At 71.8% G+C, this 16,057-nt stretch carries 15 protein-coding genes; 4 read left to right on the forward strand and 11 right to left on the reverse strand.

Annotation, left to right across the window (positions count from 1 at the left end; all coding sequences use genetic code 11):
• The first annotated feature begins 34 nt into the window (after positions 1-34).
• A complete protein-coding gene (locus tag ACIQU4_RS03145; protein ID WP_403725062.1) occupies positions 35-787 on the forward strand; it encodes a PspA/IM30 family protein in 753 nt (250 codons plus the stop codon).
• A 74-nt stretch (positions 788-861) separates the two neighbouring features.
• Here the strand turns inward: ACIQU4_RS03145 and ACIQU4_RS03150 are convergent, their stop codons facing one another.
• The 7 genes from ACIQU4_RS03150 to ACIQU4_RS03180 form a co-directional block, all read right to left on the reverse strand.
• Entirely contained in the window at positions 862-3,474 is a 2,613-nt protein-coding gene (locus tag ACIQU4_RS03150; protein ID WP_403725964.1) for a SpoIIE family protein phosphatase, read from the reverse strand.
• Positions 3,475-3,631: 157 nt separating this feature from the next.
• Positions 3,632-4,060, reverse strand: coding sequence for an ATP-binding protein (locus tag ACIQU4_RS03155; protein ID WP_403725967.1), 429 nt, complete (start codon positions 4,058-4,060; stop codon positions 3,632-3,634).
• A 163-nt stretch (positions 4,061-4,223) separates the two neighbouring features.
• Entirely contained in the window at positions 4,224-4,709 is a 486-nt protein-coding gene (locus ACIQU4_RS03160) for a (deoxy)nucleoside triphosphate pyrophosphohydrolase (RefSeq protein ID WP_403725065.1), read from the reverse strand.
• A 30-nt stretch (positions 4,710-4,739) separates the two neighbouring features.
• Positions 4,740-4,925, reverse strand: a complete 186-nt coding sequence (locus ACIQU4_RS03165) for an SPOR domain-containing protein (RefSeq protein WP_385590548.1) — start codon at positions 4,923-4,925, stop codon at positions 4,740-4,742.
• Positions 4,926-5,341: 416 nt separating this feature from the next.
• Positions 5,342-6,094 carry a GntR family transcriptional regulator gene (locus ACIQU4_RS03170; RefSeq protein WP_403725068.1) on the reverse strand — a complete coding sequence of 251 codons (753 nt, stop codon included), beginning with the start codon at positions 6,092-6,094 and terminating at the stop codon, positions 5,342-5,344.
• Between the two features lie 128 nt (positions 6,095-6,222).
• Entirely contained in the window at positions 6,223-7,290 is a 1,068-nt protein-coding gene (locus ACIQU4_RS03175; protein ID WP_403725070.1) for a septum formation family protein, read from the reverse strand.
• Positions 7,291-7,423: 133 nt separating this feature from the next.
• Entirely contained in the window at positions 7,424-9,007 is a 1,584-nt protein-coding gene (locus tag ACIQU4_RS03180) for a S8 family peptidase (RefSeq protein WP_403725073.1), read from the reverse strand.
• Between the two features lie 216 nt (positions 9,008-9,223).
• On the opposite strand from ACIQU4_RS03180, the gene ACIQU4_RS03185 reads away from it, so the two are divergent.
• Positions 9,224-10,333: a threonine synthase gene (locus ACIQU4_RS03185; protein ID WP_403725075.1), complete on the forward strand. Its 1,110-nt coding sequence runs from the start codon at positions 9,224-9,226 to the stop codon at positions 10,331-10,333.
• An 89-nt stretch (positions 10,334-10,422) separates the two neighbouring features.
• Positions 10,423-11,232 carry an isocitrate lyase/phosphoenolpyruvate mutase family protein gene (locus ACIQU4_RS03190; RefSeq protein WP_403725078.1) on the forward strand — a complete coding sequence of 270 codons (810 nt, stop codon included), beginning with the start codon at positions 10,423-10,425 and terminating at the stop codon, positions 11,230-11,232.
• Positions 11,233-11,266: 34 nt separating this feature from the next.
• Here the strand turns inward: ACIQU4_RS03190 and ACIQU4_RS03195 are convergent, their stop codons facing one another.
• The 4 genes from ACIQU4_RS03195 to ACIQU4_RS03210 form a co-directional block, all read right to left on the reverse strand.
• The gene (locus tag ACIQU4_RS03195) at positions 11,267-12,064 is read right to left on the reverse strand and encodes a trypsin-like serine peptidase (protein WP_403725081.1); all 798 of its coding nucleotides are present in this window, start codon (positions 12,062-12,064) and stop codon (positions 11,267-11,269) included.
• Complete coding sequence (locus ACIQU4_RS03200; RefSeq protein ID WP_403725084.1) at positions 12,061-13,131, reverse strand: alpha/beta hydrolase; 1,071 nt, start codon at positions 13,129-13,131, stop codon at positions 12,061-12,063. The genes ACIQU4_RS03195 and ACIQU4_RS03200 overlap by 4 nt, the downstream gene beginning before the upstream one ends.
• Positions 13,132-13,330: 199 nt before the next feature.
• Positions 13,331-14,434: an alpha/beta hydrolase gene (locus ACIQU4_RS03205; protein WP_403725087.1), complete on the reverse strand. Its 1,104-nt coding sequence runs from the start codon at positions 14,432-14,434 to the stop codon at positions 13,331-13,333.
• A gap of 87 nt (positions 14,435-14,521) precedes the next feature.
• On the reverse strand, positions 14,522-14,959 hold the full coding sequence (locus ACIQU4_RS03210) for a MarR family winged helix-turn-helix transcriptional regulator (RefSeq protein ID WP_403725090.1): 438 nt from the start codon (positions 14,957-14,959) through the stop codon (positions 14,522-14,524).
• 79 nt (positions 14,960-15,038) lie between these two features.
• On the opposite strand from ACIQU4_RS03210, the gene ACIQU4_RS03215 reads away from it, so the two are divergent.
• On the forward strand, positions 15,039-16,025 hold the full coding sequence (locus ACIQU4_RS03215) for an SMP-30/gluconolactonase/LRE family protein (RefSeq protein ID WP_403725092.1): 987 nt from the start codon (positions 15,039-15,041) through the stop codon (positions 16,023-16,025).
• Positions 16,026-16,057 lie beyond the last annotated feature (32 nt).

Consider the following 16,057-nt stretch of genomic DNA (forward strand, 5'->3'; position numbering starts at 1 on the left):
CTCCCCGATCTTCCCACTCCATGAAAGGGCACCGATGAGCAAGCAGACCGTCCTCGGTCGCGTCACCCAGCTCGCGAAGGCCAACATCAACGCGCTGCTGGACCAGGCGGAGGACCCGCAGAAGATGCTGGACCAGCTGATCCGCGACTACACGAACAACATCGCGGAGGCGGAGCAGGCGGTCGCCACCACGATCGGCAATCTGCGGATGCTGGAGGCGGACCACAAGGAGGACGTGGAGGCGGCCGCGGAATGGGGCGGCAAGGCGCTCGCGGCGAGCCGGAAGGCGGACGAGCTGCGGGCGTCGGGGGCGGCGGGGTCGGCAGGGGCGGCAGGGGCGGCGGGAGACGCCGGCAGCGCAGACAAGTTCGACAACCTCGCGAAGGTCGCCCTGGGCCGCCAGCTCCAGTCGGAGAAGGAGGCGAAGACGGCGGAGCCGACGATCGCCGCCCAGACGGAGATCGTGGACAAGCTCAAGTCCGGGCTGGACTCGATGAAGAACAAGCTGACGGAGCTGACGGCGAAGCGCGACGAGCTGGTGGCCCGGGCGAAGACCGCGCAGGCGCAGAACACGATGATGGACGCGGTGAAGAACATCGACGTCATGGACCCGACGAGCGACATCTCCCGCTTCGAGGACAAGGTCCGCCGGGAGGAGGCCAGGGCCTTGGGCCGGCAGGAACTGGCGGCCTCCTCCCTGGACGCCCAGTTCGAGGCCCTGGACGACCTCGACACGTCCTCGGAGATCGAGGCCCGCCTGGCGGCGCTGAAGTCCCGGGCCGCCTGACGCTCCCGCTGCGCGGGGGCCTTCCCCCCGCGCAGCGGACCCGCCCGGCGGCCCACCCGCCCGCCCGCCCGCGGTCAGCCGTACATGCTCAGCAGCTGCTCCGCTGAGAGTTCCGTCACCGGCTGCGACCCGCCGCCGGGCAGCGGCAGCTCGAACCACACCGTCTTGCCACGGTGGGTCCGCCGCGTGCCCCAGCCCGCCGACAGCATGCCGACCAGCTGGAGGCCCCGCCCGCCCTCGTCGGTGTCCCGGGCGCGGCGGCGGCGCGGCTGCACCAGGTTGCCGTCCCAGACCTCGCAGACCAGGGTGCGGTCGAGCAGCAACCGCAGCCGGATCTCGCCCTCGCCGTACCGGAGGGCGTTCGTCACCAGCTCGCTGACCAGCAGTTCGGTGGTGTCCAGCAGCCCCTCCAGGCCCCACGAGGGCAGCTTCGCCCGCGCCAGCTCACGCGCCCGGCCCACCGAGCGGGCCTCGCGCGGCAGCTGCCAGTCCCCGACGGCGTCCATCGGCAGCCCCTGCACCCGTGCCATCAGCAGCGCGATGTCGTCCTCGCCGTGCCGCGTGTCCAGCGTGTTCAGCACGTGGTCGCAGACGTCCTCCAGCGGCCGCACCGGGTCGGCGAGCGCGTCCCGCAGCCCGCGCAGCCCTTCTTCCAGCGGATGGTCGCGCGATTCGACCAGCCCGTCCGTGTAGAGGGCCAGCAGGGCACCTTCGGGAAGGTCGACCTCCACCTCCTCGAACGGCTCCCCGCCCACCCCGAGCGGCATCCCGGGCGGCACCTCCAGCAGCAGGGCGGGCCGCGGCGGGGCGCCCGGTTCCGCCGGTTCCACCAGCACCGGCGGCATGTGGCCGGCGTTGGCGATGGTGCAGCGCCGGGTCACCGGGTCGTAGACGGCGTAGACGCAGGTCGCGAGGTACACCTCCGAGCGGTCCGCGTCCCGCGAGTGCAGGGCCGCCCGGGAGGCCTGCTGGGCGCCGCCGGGCGCGCCGAGCCCGCGGGCGATCTCGTCCAGCGCGGTCAGCACCTCCGCCGGCTCCAGGTCGAGCAGCGCCAGGGTCCGTACGGCGGTGCGCAGTTCGCCCATCGCGACGGCGGCCCGCAGCCCGCGGCCCATGACGTCGCCGACGACCAGCGCGGTGCGGTGCCCGGGCAGCTCGATGACGTCGAACCAGTCCCCGCCGACCTCGGTGGCCGCGTTGCCGGGCAGGTACCGGCAGGCGATGTCGAGGCCGGCCGCCTCGGGGTCGCCGGGCGGCAGCAGGCTGCGCTGGAGGATGAGTGCCCGCTCGTGCTCGCGCCGGTACAGGCGGGCGTTGTCGATGCAGACGGCGGCGCGGGCGGCGAGCTCCACGGCCACCGCCCGGTCCCGTTCCCCGAAGGGCTCGCTGCCCTTCGTACGGGAGAACTGGGCGAGCCCGACCACGGTGTCGTGGGCGACCATCGGGACGACGAGCGTCGACTGGACGAGGTCGTCCGTGCCGCCGCCCTCGATCAGCCGGGGCCGCGCGGTCCGCAGGGCCAGCGCCCCCGGCGAGGCCGCCGGATAGCGGTGGACCTCCCCCACGGAGACGGGTGTGCCCGGATCCGTCAGCGGACCGTCCGAGACGGCCGAGGCGAAGGCGACCCGCCGCAGCGGCGGGGAGGGCGCCCGTTCGGGACCCCGCCCGTGCGGCAGCGGGGGTACGCCGGGGCCGTGCGGCCGGGCCGGCCGGTCGTCGTCGCCGAGCAGCAGCCCCTGGTAGAGGTCGACGGCGGCGAGGTCGCAGAAGCCCGGGACGGTCACGTCCAGCAGTTCGCGGGCGGTGGTCTCCAGGTCGAGGGAGTTCCCGATGCGGTGCCCGGCCTCGTTGAGCAGGGCGAGATTGCGCCGGACCCCGGCGGCCTCGCGGGCGGCGAGGTGGCGGCGGGTGACGTCGGTGCCCAGGCCCGCGACGCCGATGGGGCGGCCGGTGCCGCCGTGGACGCGGTAGAGGTTGATGGACCAGTGGCGGTGGTCCCGGCTGCCGGGGGCGGCGCCGGTGATCCGGAGGTCGGTGACGGAGTCGCCGGTCTCCAGGACCCGCCGCAGGGCCTCGGTCATCCGGTCGGCCTCCTGGGGCGGGAGGTAGTCGTGGACGGTGCGGCCGCGGTGTTCCTCGACCGCACCGCCGAAAACGGTCGCGAAACGGCGGTTGGCGCGCTGCACGGTGAGGTCCGTGCCGAAGAGCAGGAAGCCGAAAGGAGATTGGCCGAATATGGCCTGCGAAGCGGCAAGATCGGATTCGATGCGGCGCAGCGCGCGTACGTCGACGACGACGCACAGCGCGGCCCGCTCGGCGGTCTCGGTCTGGGTGGGCATCACGTAGATCTCGGCCACGCCGTGCGCGCCGTCCCCGCCGGGAATGCGGAAGGGGACGAGGCCGGTCCATTCCTTGCCGTCGAGGATCTCGGCCATTGTGCGGTGGCCGCCGGCGCGCAGCTCCGGCGGCATGAAGGCATCCACCGGGTCCCGGCCCACGGCCTGCGCGGCGGTCAGCCCGAACAGCTCCTCGGCGCGCAGGCTCCACTGGTCGATGAGCCCGTCGGGTCCGATGGAAAAAGACGCGACCTTTATGTAGTCATATATCGAGCCAGGCGGGCTGCTGTGCCACAGGGAGTCGTGCCATGTCTCCCCGGGTACACGGGCCTGATGTGCCTGCGCAGGTATCTCGCTCACGCGACCGTCCCCTCCAGCTCACCGCAACCGGACCGGCCATGACCGAAGTATTCAGCACCACGGCCCCGCACGGCACGGCGTTCACGATCACAAAAAGGTCCCGACTATTTCGAGCCATCCCTGTGATCGTCGGCCATCCGTCACCTTGTTACTCACCAGGAAGTGCCAACTCGAACCACACGGTCTTACCCGATTTCCCGTGCCGGGTTCCCCAGCGCTGCGCAGAGACGGAGACCAGATGAAGCCCCCTGCCGCCCTCGTCGTCCGGCGTCGCGACCCGCTCGCGGGGCGGATCCGGAAGCGGATCGGATACCTCCACCAACAGCGCGGCGCCCCCCGTGGGACTCCCACTGGCCGAATTCTGCCGCACCAGCCGGACCCCGATGGGGCCGGAGGCGTACCGCAGTGAATTGGTGACCAACTCGCTGACCAGCAGGACGGTGACATCACCGACGGAGTCGAGGCCCCAGGAGCTCAGCGTGCCGCGTACGGCGTGGCGGGCGGTGCGGACGGCGCCGGGCTCTGCGGGGAAGGCCCACTCGGCGCATTCACCGTCTGTGTCGATCACGCCGATCACTTCCCGGGCCGGCAACGGCCCCAGTCCGATTCCGCAGGGACAGAGCCACGAGGGGCAGTACACGATAGGGACTAATAGCGACATACCCGATATTCGAGGCGTCGTACCACCCGATCCCTCACGCACCGGCGCACTGTGGCGCAGACGGCCCAGCGCACGCGCGTCACGCGCCCCCGTGCGACCCGGTGTGCCGTTCGTGGCCCGCGGCGCGCCCATCGCGCTCACCGCGCCCGGCCCGCTCGCCCCGCTCGTCCCGCTCGGCCCGCAGCCGGCGGCCGACCTCCGCGACGGCCGGCCGGTCCTGGTCGAGCCAGTCCACGGAGTCCAGCTCCTGCGGCCCGAGCCAGCGCAGCTCGTCGTGGTCCTCCAGCGGCGCGGGCTCGCCGGACAGCAGCCGCGCGGTCCACACGTGCAGCACGAGCCCGGCCCTGACCGGCCACTCCCCCGGGATCCGCTCCAGCGCCTCGGCCTCGACGCCGAGCTCCTCGCGCAGTTCGCGTACGAGCGCCTCGGGCACGGACTCGCCGGGCTCGGTCTTGCCGCCGGGCAGCTCCCACCGTCCGGCCACCTCGGGGGGTGCGCTGCGGCGGGCGGCCAGCAGGCGGCCCTCATGACAAAGGGCTCCGCCCACGACCACTCGTACCGTCATGGGGCGGAGCCTATGTCAACGTACGGACGCTCAGTTCGTCGTGGCGGTCTGACCGATCCGCTCGACCCAGTACAGCTGCTTGTGGCCCTTGTCTTCCAGGCTGTCGACGACCTTCTGGGCCTCGGACCGGGTGGGATAGCGGCCCACCCGGTAGCGGTTGCCGTTGTCGTCCTGACGTATGACCAGCCATGGGAGCAGGGCACCGCTGTCGTTCATCGCGTTTCACCCTCCGCCGATGTACCTGCCCGGGAAACCGCATTGCGCATATGCCCGAGCTTACGCCCGACCTTTACGGAGCGGATACGGTTTTTTACGAAGAGGTACCTCACAGGCGTACGCATCCGGCCATGCGTACGAGCGGGCCGTGCACGCCGGTTCAAACCCGGCGCACCGCGCGGCGAATGGCGCGGTCAACAGGCACGGGGCGAGGGCGAGTCCGGCCGCGAGGACGGCGCGGATCCGGGCGCGGCCCTCGGCGCAGAGGGCGCACGCACGGAGAAGGCGAGGACCGGCGCGGCGGGGGCGATCACCATCGCGCCGAAATTCGCCGGGTCCATGACGCCCCGTCACGCGACGGCGGCCCCCGGAGTCACACCACCCGGGGAACCCCGCCCACGGCCGCCGGACACCCCCTAACGGACCGGCAGGTGGTACGAGAGGCGGTAGCGGTCCGCCGGGACCACCACGTCGGCGGTCTCGACCGCCAGCCCGGACGCGAAGTACGTACGGCCGATCACCAGGACCACATGACCCGGGACCCCGCCCAGCAGCATGTTCTCCTCCGCCAGGCCCGGCCGTGCCCCGACCTCCTCCACCACGTTGTCCACGACCACCTCGATGGCGGCCATCCGGTCGACGACCCCCGAACCCCCGAGCGGCCCCTCCTCCGGCAGCATCACCGGGGTCCGGCCGGTGACCGCGAGCGGCTCCCAGGAGGTCGACAGCATCATCGCCTCGCCCGCGTCGCGGAAGACGTACCGCGTCCGCATCACCCGCTCGCCCGGCTCGATGCCGAGCCGCTTGGCGATCTCCGCCGGCGCGCCCGTCTGCTCGCTGCTGGACTCCCACGTGCCGCGCGCGCCCGCCTCGGCCTGCTCCTGCCGGAACGGCGTCGACACCCCGCCCGTGCGGTATCCCGATCGGACGACCCGTCTCGGCACGGGCTGCTCCCGTACGTACGTACCCGACCCGGAACGGCCCTCGACCAGCCCCTCCGCCATGAGGACCTTGCGCGCCTCCAGCGCCACGGTGTCGGAGACCCCGTACTCCTCGCGGATCCGGGCCTGCGAGGGGAGCCGGGCGTGCGGGGGCAGGGACCCATCGACGATCTTCCGTCGCAGATCCCCGGCGACGCGCAGATAGGCCGGCTGCTCACCGAAAGTCACTGGCCACTCCCATCAGCTTGACAGACAGCTACAGCCTGGCAACCGACGGTTGTACACCGCAAGCAAGGGCCAGAGTTTCACCCGAAGTGATGAAGGCAGGTCACTGAAACCGGTTACCGCGCGTTACATCACGCTATCCTCGACGTTCCTCGGACCGCGGACGCCGACGCCCCGTCCGAATCGCCCGCCGAGCCCCCCGCCGAGCCTTCGTCCGAGTCCTCAAGGTCGCCGTCCGAGCCGTCCGACTGCCCCGCCAGCCACTCCGGCACCGTCGTCGCCAGCCCGTACGCCCCGCGCAGCGCCTTCTCCGTGTCCACGGACGGTGCGGCCGAGGCCTCGTCCCACGCGGCCTGGAACTCCGCCGGCTTCGTCGCCCGCGCCGCCCGCCGCCACCCCGCGCGCGCCGCCTCGACCTCCTTGAGCTGCGCCCCTGCCGGGCCGGCCAGCTCCGGCCGCTCCCGTACCCCGTCCAGCAGCCCCGCCTCCACGCCCAGCGCCCGGTCCACCGCGCCGGCCCACTCCCGGTACCGCGGCAGCGCCTCGTCGATCTCCTCCTCCGGCTCGCCGCCCAGCACCAGGTCGGTCTCGTTCATCACGCGCAGGAAGGCCACCTGCTCCGGCGTCAGCATCGTGGCGTCCTTGCGCAGGCTGCCGCGGTGCTCCTGCTCCGCCGTGCCGATGACGCAGAGCCGCCGCCGGTCGCCACCGCCCCACGACTCGTGCGAGGGCACGAAGTAGAACATCTCCGCGTACGAGGGCAGCGCCCACGAGTCCATCGCGTACGCGTCCTGCGCCTTCCAGCAGGCGTCCACGGAGGTCCGCCTCAGCTCGGGGTCGCCGGGGAAGGGGCCGCCCGCGAGCCGGGTCGAGGAGGTGACCTCCCCTTCGTGCGGCTCGGTGCACGCGGTCTTGTAGATGAACGGGCGCTCGGCGAGCAGGTCCCCGCCGGGGACGTTGAAGCAGTCGCCCGCGCGCATGTCGTCCATGGCGGTCAACTCGCCCTCGACGTCCTGGTACTGCTCCAGCGTGTCCAGCCGGTCGAAGAGCCGCTCCCCCACCCGGTCCGTGACGAGGATCAGGGCCGCCGTCATCGCGAGCGACACCACCAGGCCCGTGATCGCGAGCGCCTTGCCCCGCTCGCCGTACGCCTGCCGCGCGGGCGGAGGGGGGCTGTGGGGCGGCGGCGGGGTGCTCACGGGACGAGGGGCTCCATCACGGGTGGTGCGCGAACGAATGCGCGAAATAGTACGCAGCGGGGGCGACCGCCGTAACGGTCGCCCCCGCTGTTTCCGTGCGTGGGAGGTGCGTCAGAAGTCCGTCAGAAGCGCCTCAGAACTGGAGCGCCCAGGAGTCGATCTTGCCGGTGTCGACGTTGGCGTTGTCGTTCACGCGGAGCTTCCACACCCCGTTTGCGGCCTCCGAAGAGGCGTTCACGGTGTACGTCTTGACGATGTTGTCCGCGCTGCCGCCGCTGCGGTTGTGCAGGTTGTAGACCGAGCCGTCGGGGGCGACGAGGTCGACCTTCAGGTCACCGATGTACGTGTGCTTGATGTCGACCGAGACGCTCAGCGCCGCCGGGGCGTTGCCCGTGACCCCGCTGACGGTGACCGGCGACTCGACGGTCGCGTTGTCGTTGACCGCGTAGTCGGCGGTGTTCTCGAAGCGCTTGCCCGGGTTCGGCGGGGTGGTGGTGCCGCCCACGTACAGCAGGCGGTTGGGGGAACCGGAGCCGGGACCGGTCACCACGTTCGGGGTGGCCGCCGCCACCAGGGCCGCGGAGACCTGCGCCGGGGTGCTCGCCGGGTTCTGCGAGAGGTACAGCGCGGCTGCGCCCACGACGTGCGGCGTGGCCATCGAGGTGCCCGAGATGGTGTTGGTGGCGGTGTCGCCGGTGCCCCACGAGGAGGTGACGGAGGAGCCGGGGGCGAAGATGTCCAGGATGGAGCCGTAGTTGGAGTAGCTCGCCTTGGCGTCGGTGTTGGTGGTCGCGCCGACCGTGATGGCCTCGGCGACGCGCGCCGGGGACTTGGTGCTCGCGTCCGTGGACTCGTTGCCCGCGGCGACGGCGTACGTGATGCCGGCGGCTATGGAGTTGCGGACGGCGGTGTCGAGCGCGGGGTCGGCGCCGCCGCCGAGCGACATGTTCGCCACGGCCGGCTTGACGGCGTGCTGGGTGACCCAGTCGATGCCGGCGACGACCTGTTCCGTCGTGCCGGAGCCGTTGTTGTCGAGGACGCGGACACCGACGATCTTGGCCTTCTTGGCCACGCCGTACGAGTTGCCGGCGACCGTGCCGGCGACGTGCGTGCCGTGGCCGTGGCCGTCCTGGGCGGTGTTGTCGTTGTCGATGGCGTCGTAGCCGTAGGAGGCGCGCCCGCCGAACTCGGTGTGGCTGATGCGGACACCGGTGTCGATGATGTACGCGGTGACGCCCTCGCCGGCCTGGTCCGGGTAGGTGTAGCTGTTGTCGAGCGGAAGCGGGTGCTGGTCGATGCGGTCCAGGCCCCAGGACGGCGGGCTGGGCTGGGCGCCCTGGGCGTCGTCGACGGTGAACGTCCGGTTCTGTACGACGGACTTGACCGCCGGGTCGGCGGCGAGCTTCTTGGCCTGCGCCTCGGAGACCTTGACGGAGTAGCCGTTGAGGGCGGCGCTGTACGTACGGCCGATCGTCGCGCCGTAGCGGCGGGCGACGGCCTTGCCGCTGTCGGCGGTGGACCGGGCGGCCGAGTCCTTCAGGGTCACGATGTAGCTCTCGGCCACCACGCCCGGGGCGCCGGCGTTCTCGATGACGCCCTGGGGCCCGTTGTCGGCGGCGGAAGCGGGTAACGCGGCGGCCGCGCCCAGCGCGAGGGCGGCGACGGCGGTCGCGCTGAGGCCGGCGATCTTCCGGCGGGTGTGACGCATGGCGGACATGTGGGGGGTCCTTCTCGTCGGTGACATGAAGAGCGGACGTCCGGGCAATGGGCAATGAGCAAGGAGATATAGGCATGCCCATGACAATGACACCCATGTTCTGCCGGCTGCCGCTGCCGAAAGGTTGACGCACGCTCCGGCAGTCCCACAAGAGGATGACGAACGCTTAACATCCGTGCCATACAACGGCCATGAACGAGCAAAGGCGCTCCGCACATGACGCACGCACTCCCCGGTTACGTCTGCCCCGAAGACTCCACGCGCGCCGACGCCCGGACGGCCCCCTGGTGCTGCCCGCTGTGCGGTGGACCGTGGGATCTCGACTTCGCGCCGGATCCGGCCAGTCCGCTCGAACCGGCCGCCGGACCCAACTCGCTCTGGCGGTTCGGCTCCGCGCTGCCGCTTCCGGGGGCGTTCTCCGTGACGCTGTCGGAGGGGAACACCCCGCTGGTCCCGCTCGCGGAGCGCATTCACGCCAAGCTCGACTTCCTGATGCCGACCCTGTCGTTCAAGGACCGGGGCGCGGTGATGCTCGCCGAACTGGCCCGGCGGCTGGCTCCGGAGCGGGTGGTCGCGGACAGCAGCGGGAACGCGGGTACGTCCGTGGCGGCGTACTGCGCGCGGGCCGGACTGCAATGTGAAGTTTTCGTGCCCGAGGGCACCTCGGAGAAGAAGACGGAGCAGATCCGGGCGCACGGGGCGGCGGTCCGCGTCGTGCCGGGCGGCCGGGAGGCCACGGCGGTGGCGGCCCGGGAGGCCGCCGACCTCCCCGGGGTCTTCTACGCGAGCCACGTCTTCAACCCGTACTTCCTGCACGGGACGAAGACGTACGTGTACGAGGTGTGGGAGGAGCTCGGCGGCCGGCTCCCCGAGACCCTCGTCGTCCCCGTCGGCAACGGCACCCTGCTGCTGGGGGCCGCGCTGGCGGTGGAGGAACTGGCCCGGCGCGGGGTGAAGCCGCCGGCGCTGATCGCGGTCCAGGCGGAGGCGGTGTCCCCGCTGGCCGCGGCCTTCGCGGCGGGCGCGGAGGACGCCGATCCGGTGGAGCAGCGGCCCACCCTGGCCGAGGGGATCGCGATCCCGGCCCCGCCGCGGGCGCGCCAGATCCTGGCCGCGGTCCGCAAGTCCGGCGGCACCTTCCTGACGGTCCCGGACCCGGCCCTGCGCGCGGCCCAGCGGGACCTGGCGCGGCGCGGGCTCTTCGTGGAGCCGACGGCGGCGGCCTGCTGGGCCGCGGTGGGCCCACTGGCCCCCGCCGATCCCCTCCAGGGCCGCACGGCGGTCCTCCCGCTGTGCGGAGCGGGCCTGAAGGCCGGTCTGGCGTAGGCCGCGCCTTTCGGATCATGCCGCACCCATCGGGATATGTGTCGGAAAATCGCCAGCCGAACCCTTGCTCACTCTGATGAACTGGGCCGATGACCACCACTGTTGACCTCGCCCGCCGTTTCACCGCCCTGCACACCCCCGCCGCGCCGCTGGCCCTGGCCAACGCCTGGGACGTACTCAGCGCCCGCCTCGGCGAGGCCGCCGGCGCCCCCGCCGTCGCCACCACCAGCGCCGGGGTCGCCTGGTCCCTCGGAACGCCCGACGGGGACGCCCTGAGCCGGGACCGCGCCCTCGACCTCATCGCCCGGGTGGCCGCGGCCGTCTCCGTCCCGGTGACCGCCGACATCGAGGGCGGCTTCGGCGCCGACCCCGCCGGGGTCGCCGAGACCGTTACCGGGGTGCTCGAAGCCGGCGCGGTCGGCATCAACATCGAGGACGGCACGCGGGCCCCCGCCGACCACGCGGAGCGGGTGGCCGCGGCCCGCGCCGCCGCCGACACCGCCGGGGTGCCGCTGTTCATCAACGCCCGCATCGACACGTTCCTCTTCGGCCTCGGCGAGGAGGAGAACCGCCTCGACGAGACGCTCGCCCGCGCCGCCGCGTGCCTGCGCGCGGGCGCCTCCGGCATCTTCGTCCCCGGCGTCACCGACCCGGCCACCGTCACCGAGCTGGTCAAGGGCATCGACGCCCCGCTCAACCTCCTCGCCGGCCCGGGCGCCCCGACCGTAGCCGAGCTCGGCGCCCTCGGCGTCGCCCGCGTCAGCGTCGGCTCCGGGGTCGCGTCGGCCGCGTACGACGTGGTCCGCCGCGCCACCGAGGAACTGCTCACGGGCGGCACGTACACCGCGCTCGACGCGGGCCTCTCGTACGGCGAGCTGAACGCCCTGCTCAAGGGCTGAGACGCCGGTATCGAGGACCCCGTACGCGGCGACCTCAGTCCCGCGAGGCCCGCTCGTACAGCGCTTTGGCCTTCTCGTCGAACAGCGCGGCCGTGGAGTCCACGTCCGTCTCCCCGCCGCTCAGCACCCCGATCAGCCGCCCCGGGTTCCCCGGACCGCCGCGGTCGGCGATCCAGGGGCTTCCGCTGGTGCCCGACCAGAAGCCCGCGCAGCTGATGTAGAGCATCGCGGGGTCCTCCTGGTCGTGGCCGGTCTGGGTGGTGCAGGAGACGGGCTTGTTCTGCGGGTTGCGGTCCGACTCCGGATAGCCGACGACCGTCACCTCGCGCTCGTACCCGGAGGTCCAGTCGGGCTTCGGGGCTTCGTCGGCGCCGCCGACCGCCTGCTGCACCGTCCGGCCGTCCCCGTCCGGCTCGATGCTGAGGAAGGCGAAGTCGGCGGTGTCCTCGCCCCATTTGGTCCAACGCTCGTCCACGTGGACCGCGCGGACCTTCCACACCCCGAGGGGCTGGCGACCCCCGCCCTCCCCGGTGAACGCGGGGGCGAAGGAGAGCGTGCCGATGGCCATGCCGTCGTGCGCGACCGCTCCGGGCTCACCGTCCTCGCCCGCCGGGGCCACGCAGTGCGCGGCGGTGGCGACGACCGTGCCCTTGGGGCTGTCGACGACGCTCGCCGTACACCAGTGCTCGCCGTTCGCCATGAGCACGCCGACACCGGGGAAGGCGTGCACGGCGTTCAGGTCCTCGTCCGTCGCCTTGACGAAGCCGACGGCCAAGGCCGCCGCCACGGTCGCGGCGGCAGCCGCGGAGGCGCCCCGGACGACTGCCTTCATCGCACGGCGGGATCGGGGGTCGGTGCCAGCATGACCTTGCTGATCCACTCCAGAGCACCCTCCCTCATACCGCGGACGTACGACTTCCCATTGTGCTCACCATCCTGGATCACCTGGAGCGTGGTGTGCACGGGGCCCTTCCCGTACTCCTGCATGAACTTCTCGGCCTTCTCGCGGCCGGTCTCCTTGGTGCCGATCTGGAAGTTGATGTAGACGTCCGGACCGCCCTCCTTGATCAGCTTCTCGGCGAGCTTCTCGGGGTTGTTCTCGTCCATGGCCTGCGTGTTCCCCTTCCACAGCGGGGAATCGGGGACGATGTCGACCCCGCTCGCGATGGCCGCCTTGAAGCGGTCGGGGTACTTCAGGACGTGCTTGAACGCGCCGAAACCGCCCGCGGAGGAGCCCATGAAGGCCCAGCCGTCCCGGGAGGCGAAGGTCCGGAAATTGGCCCTCGTGAAATCCGGGATGTCCTCGGCCATCCAGGTGCCCATCTTGGGCTCGCCGGGGATGTCGGAGGCGTCGAAGTGGTGCTTGGTGTCCGCGTTGTGCACCGGCATGACCAGGATGAAGGGCAGGCTCGTACCGGCCTTCGCCCCGTCGCTCACCGCCTTCTGGAGGCCGAGGCCGGGGCCCGTGCCCCAGTAGTTCGTGGGGTAGCCGCGGCCTCCGGGCAGGGAGATCAGGACCGGGAAGGCGCTCTTGGCGTACTTCGGGTCGTCGTACTGCTTCGGGACCCAGACCCACACGTCACCGGTGAACCCGGACTTCGCGCCGGTCAGGGTCGTCCGGCCGATCTGCGTGCCGTCGGGCAGCCGGTACGTCCGGACGAAGTCGGCCTTCGGTCCGGTCGGCATGATCACCCCCGGCCGGATCTCCTCGGCCGCGGCGGCCGACTCCTGGACCTTCCCGAAGGAGACCGGATCCCCTATGTCCGAGAAGAGCCTGTACTTGTACGCCGCGGCGCCGCCCCCGGCGGCGAGCGTGAGCGCCAGCGCGCCACTGATCAGAAGCCTGCGCAGGCGCTTGGGACGGCGGCGGCCCGTGGTCTGCGGGCCTTCCTCGGTCATGAGGTCGCCATCACCCTGAAGCTGGTCATGCTGCACGGATTTGTCCCGTTCCTTCTCCGGCGCTCCAGAAGAGCGCGGGTCGGACCGATCGGTCCCCCTTCACCCCTTACAGAGGTGTCAACGATCGGATGGGTTGCCTGGGACCGGCGGGACGTGGCGCGTCCCACGCCGGTCCGGGCACACCGTGCGTACGGGCCGGTCAGCCGGTGGCGGGCTGCGGGGCCTTGAGCACCTTGCTGATCCACTCCAGGGAGCCTTCCTTCATGCCCCGGACGTAGTGCCAGCCGTTGTGCTCGCCGTTCTGGATGTCGCGGATGGTCGTCTTGACGGGGCCCTTGCCGAAGGACTGCTGGAACTTGGTCATCCGCTCCTTCCCCGACTCCTTGGTGCCGATCTGGAAGTTGATGTAGACCTCGGGGCCGTTGCCGTCGATCAGCTTCTTCGCGAGCTTCTCGGGATTGTTCGCGTCCATCTCCGCCTGGTGGCCCTTCCAGAGCGGGGAGTCGGGAACGATCTCGCCGCCGCTGGCGATCACGGCCTTGAAGCGGTCCGGGTACTGGAGGACGGTCTTCATGCCGACGAAGGCGCCGGAGGAGGAGCCCATGAAGGCCCAGCCGTCGCGGGACTTGTACGTACGGAAGTTGGCCTTGGTGAAGGCCGGGACGTCCTCGGCGATCCAGGTGCCCATCTTGGGGTGGCCGGGGATGTCGGCGCCGTCGTAGTAGTACTTGCTGTCCGGGTTGAGCACCGGCATGATCACGACGAACGGCAGGCTGGTACCGGCCTGGACGCCCTCGCTGATGGCCTTCTGGAGTCCGAGGCTGCGGTCGGACCAGTAGTTGCTCGGGAAGCCGTTGCCGCCGGGAAGGGCGATGAGCACCGGGAAGGCGCTCTTCTCGTACTTCGCCTCGTTGTACTCCTTGGGCGTCCAGACCCAGACGTCACCCTCGAAGCCGGACTTCGCGCCCGCGAGGCGGGCCTTCGCGATGATCGTGCCGTCGTCCAGCTCGGCGGTCTGCTTGAAGTCGGACCTCGGGCCGGTCGGCAGCAGTACGTCCGGATCGCCGCCGGGCGTGGCGGAGGGCGACGGCGCACCCGGGGAGGGCTTGCCCGCCTCGGGGGCGGCGGAGGCGGAGGCATCGGACGCGGGGGCCTTGCCGAAGCTCACGGACCCACCGTTGCCGGAGAGCCATTCGAGCTTCCAGGCGGCGAAGCCGGCGCCGCCGAGCAGGAGCGCGAAGGCCACGGCGGCGGATATCCATATCGCGCGGCGGGAGCGCCTGGCGGGCGGGGGCTGGTGCACGAACTTGGCTCCGAACGGTCATCGCCGTCCCGGTCGGGACAGAACGGCTGGGTATCGCGTTGGTTCTGATGTCGGACGTACGAGAACTCACCGCTGGGCGTCGAGTACCTCCGCGCACCGCCCGAGCAGGCTGATCAACTGCTCCCGCTCCTCCGCCGAGAACGCGGCGGCGAGCGCCCGCTCCACCCGTACGGCGCCGGCGTCGGCGAGCTCCATCGCGGCCCGCCCCTCCTCCGTCAGCCGGGTTTCGAGCACGTTGCGGTGCCATTCGTGCGGGGTCCGCTCGATGAGCGCGCGCTCCTGGAGGTTCTTGAGCACGGTGTTCATCGTCGGCGGCGTCACCCCGCACAGGCGGGCGAGCCCGGCGGCCGAGATCCCCGGCTTCTCGGAGAGCCAGAGCAGCGCGGCGTACTGCGGAACCGTTACTGCGGCGGGTTTGAGCGCGGCGTTCTTGGCCGCGAGAAGCGCCTGTTCGGCGCGCTTGACGTGCGAGCCGATGCGCTCCTCGGGAGGCATGGAGGTCATTGCTGCATCCTAAGGCCCTTGCATGCATTAGAGCTCTAACATATCTTCGTGTTCACCCACACGGAAGAGGACACCTGCTGTGCTGAAGAAGTTCCTGCCCGCGACCCTCCTGACCCTGACCACGGCACTCACGCTGAGCGCGATCCCGGCGGCGCACGCCTCGCAGGCCGCGTCCGTCTCCGACAGCCGCGTTTCCACCGCCTTCACCCTCCCCGGCGGGAAGGTCTACCCCGAGGGCATAGCCACCGACCCCCGCGACCACACCGTCTACGTGGGCTCGTACGCCGACGGGACCGTCTACCGGGCCCGCCCCGGGCAGCGCACCGCCGAGGTGTTCCTGCCCGCCGGCACCGACGGCCGCCACACGGCGAACGGCCTGCGCGTCGACGCCCGCGGCCGGCTGTGGGTGACCGACTCCACCTCCGGTGTCGCCGTCTACGACACCGCGTCCGGCCGCCGCCTGGCCCACTTCGAGGTCGCCGGGACCGGCGGGCTCTTCGTCAACGACCTGACCATCACCCCGGACGGCACCGCCTACCTGACCGACAGCGTGCGCTCGGTGATCTACCGGGTCACCCCGGCCCAGCTCGCGGCCGGTTCGGGCGCGCTGCTCCCCGCGTACGACCTGAACGGGCACCTCACCCCGTCCCCGGCGGGCAGCTTCGCCCTCAACGGCATCGTCTCGGACCCGGCGGGCCGCTTCCTGCTGGCCGTGGACATGACCGCGGGCGACCTCCACCGCATCGACCTGCGCACCGGCGCGATCACCCGCGTCGCCCTCCAGGGCGGGGACCTCACCCACGCCGACGGCCTCGACCTGGCGCCCGACGGCACCCTGCGGGTGGCCCACAACATCACGAACACCCTGACCCGGTGGCACGTCAGCCCCGACGGCACCCGGGCCCGGCTGACCCGGACGATCACGGACCCGTCGCTGCAGATCCCGACCACGCTGAGTCACACCCCGGGCCGCACGCTCGTGGTCCGCTCCCAGTTCGACAAGGGCGGCCCGATGGGCCCGGGTACGCCGACGGCCTTCACGATCGCCTCGGTCCGCGGCCTGTAGCCCGGCCTTCTTGACGCGCCGCTCGCACGGCC

It is taken from the genome of Streptomyces sp. NPDC090741 (assembly GCF_044769045.1).
In the GTDB taxonomy this organism is placed as follows: Bacteria; Actinomycetota; Actinomycetes; order Streptomycetales; family Streptomycetaceae; genus Streptomyces.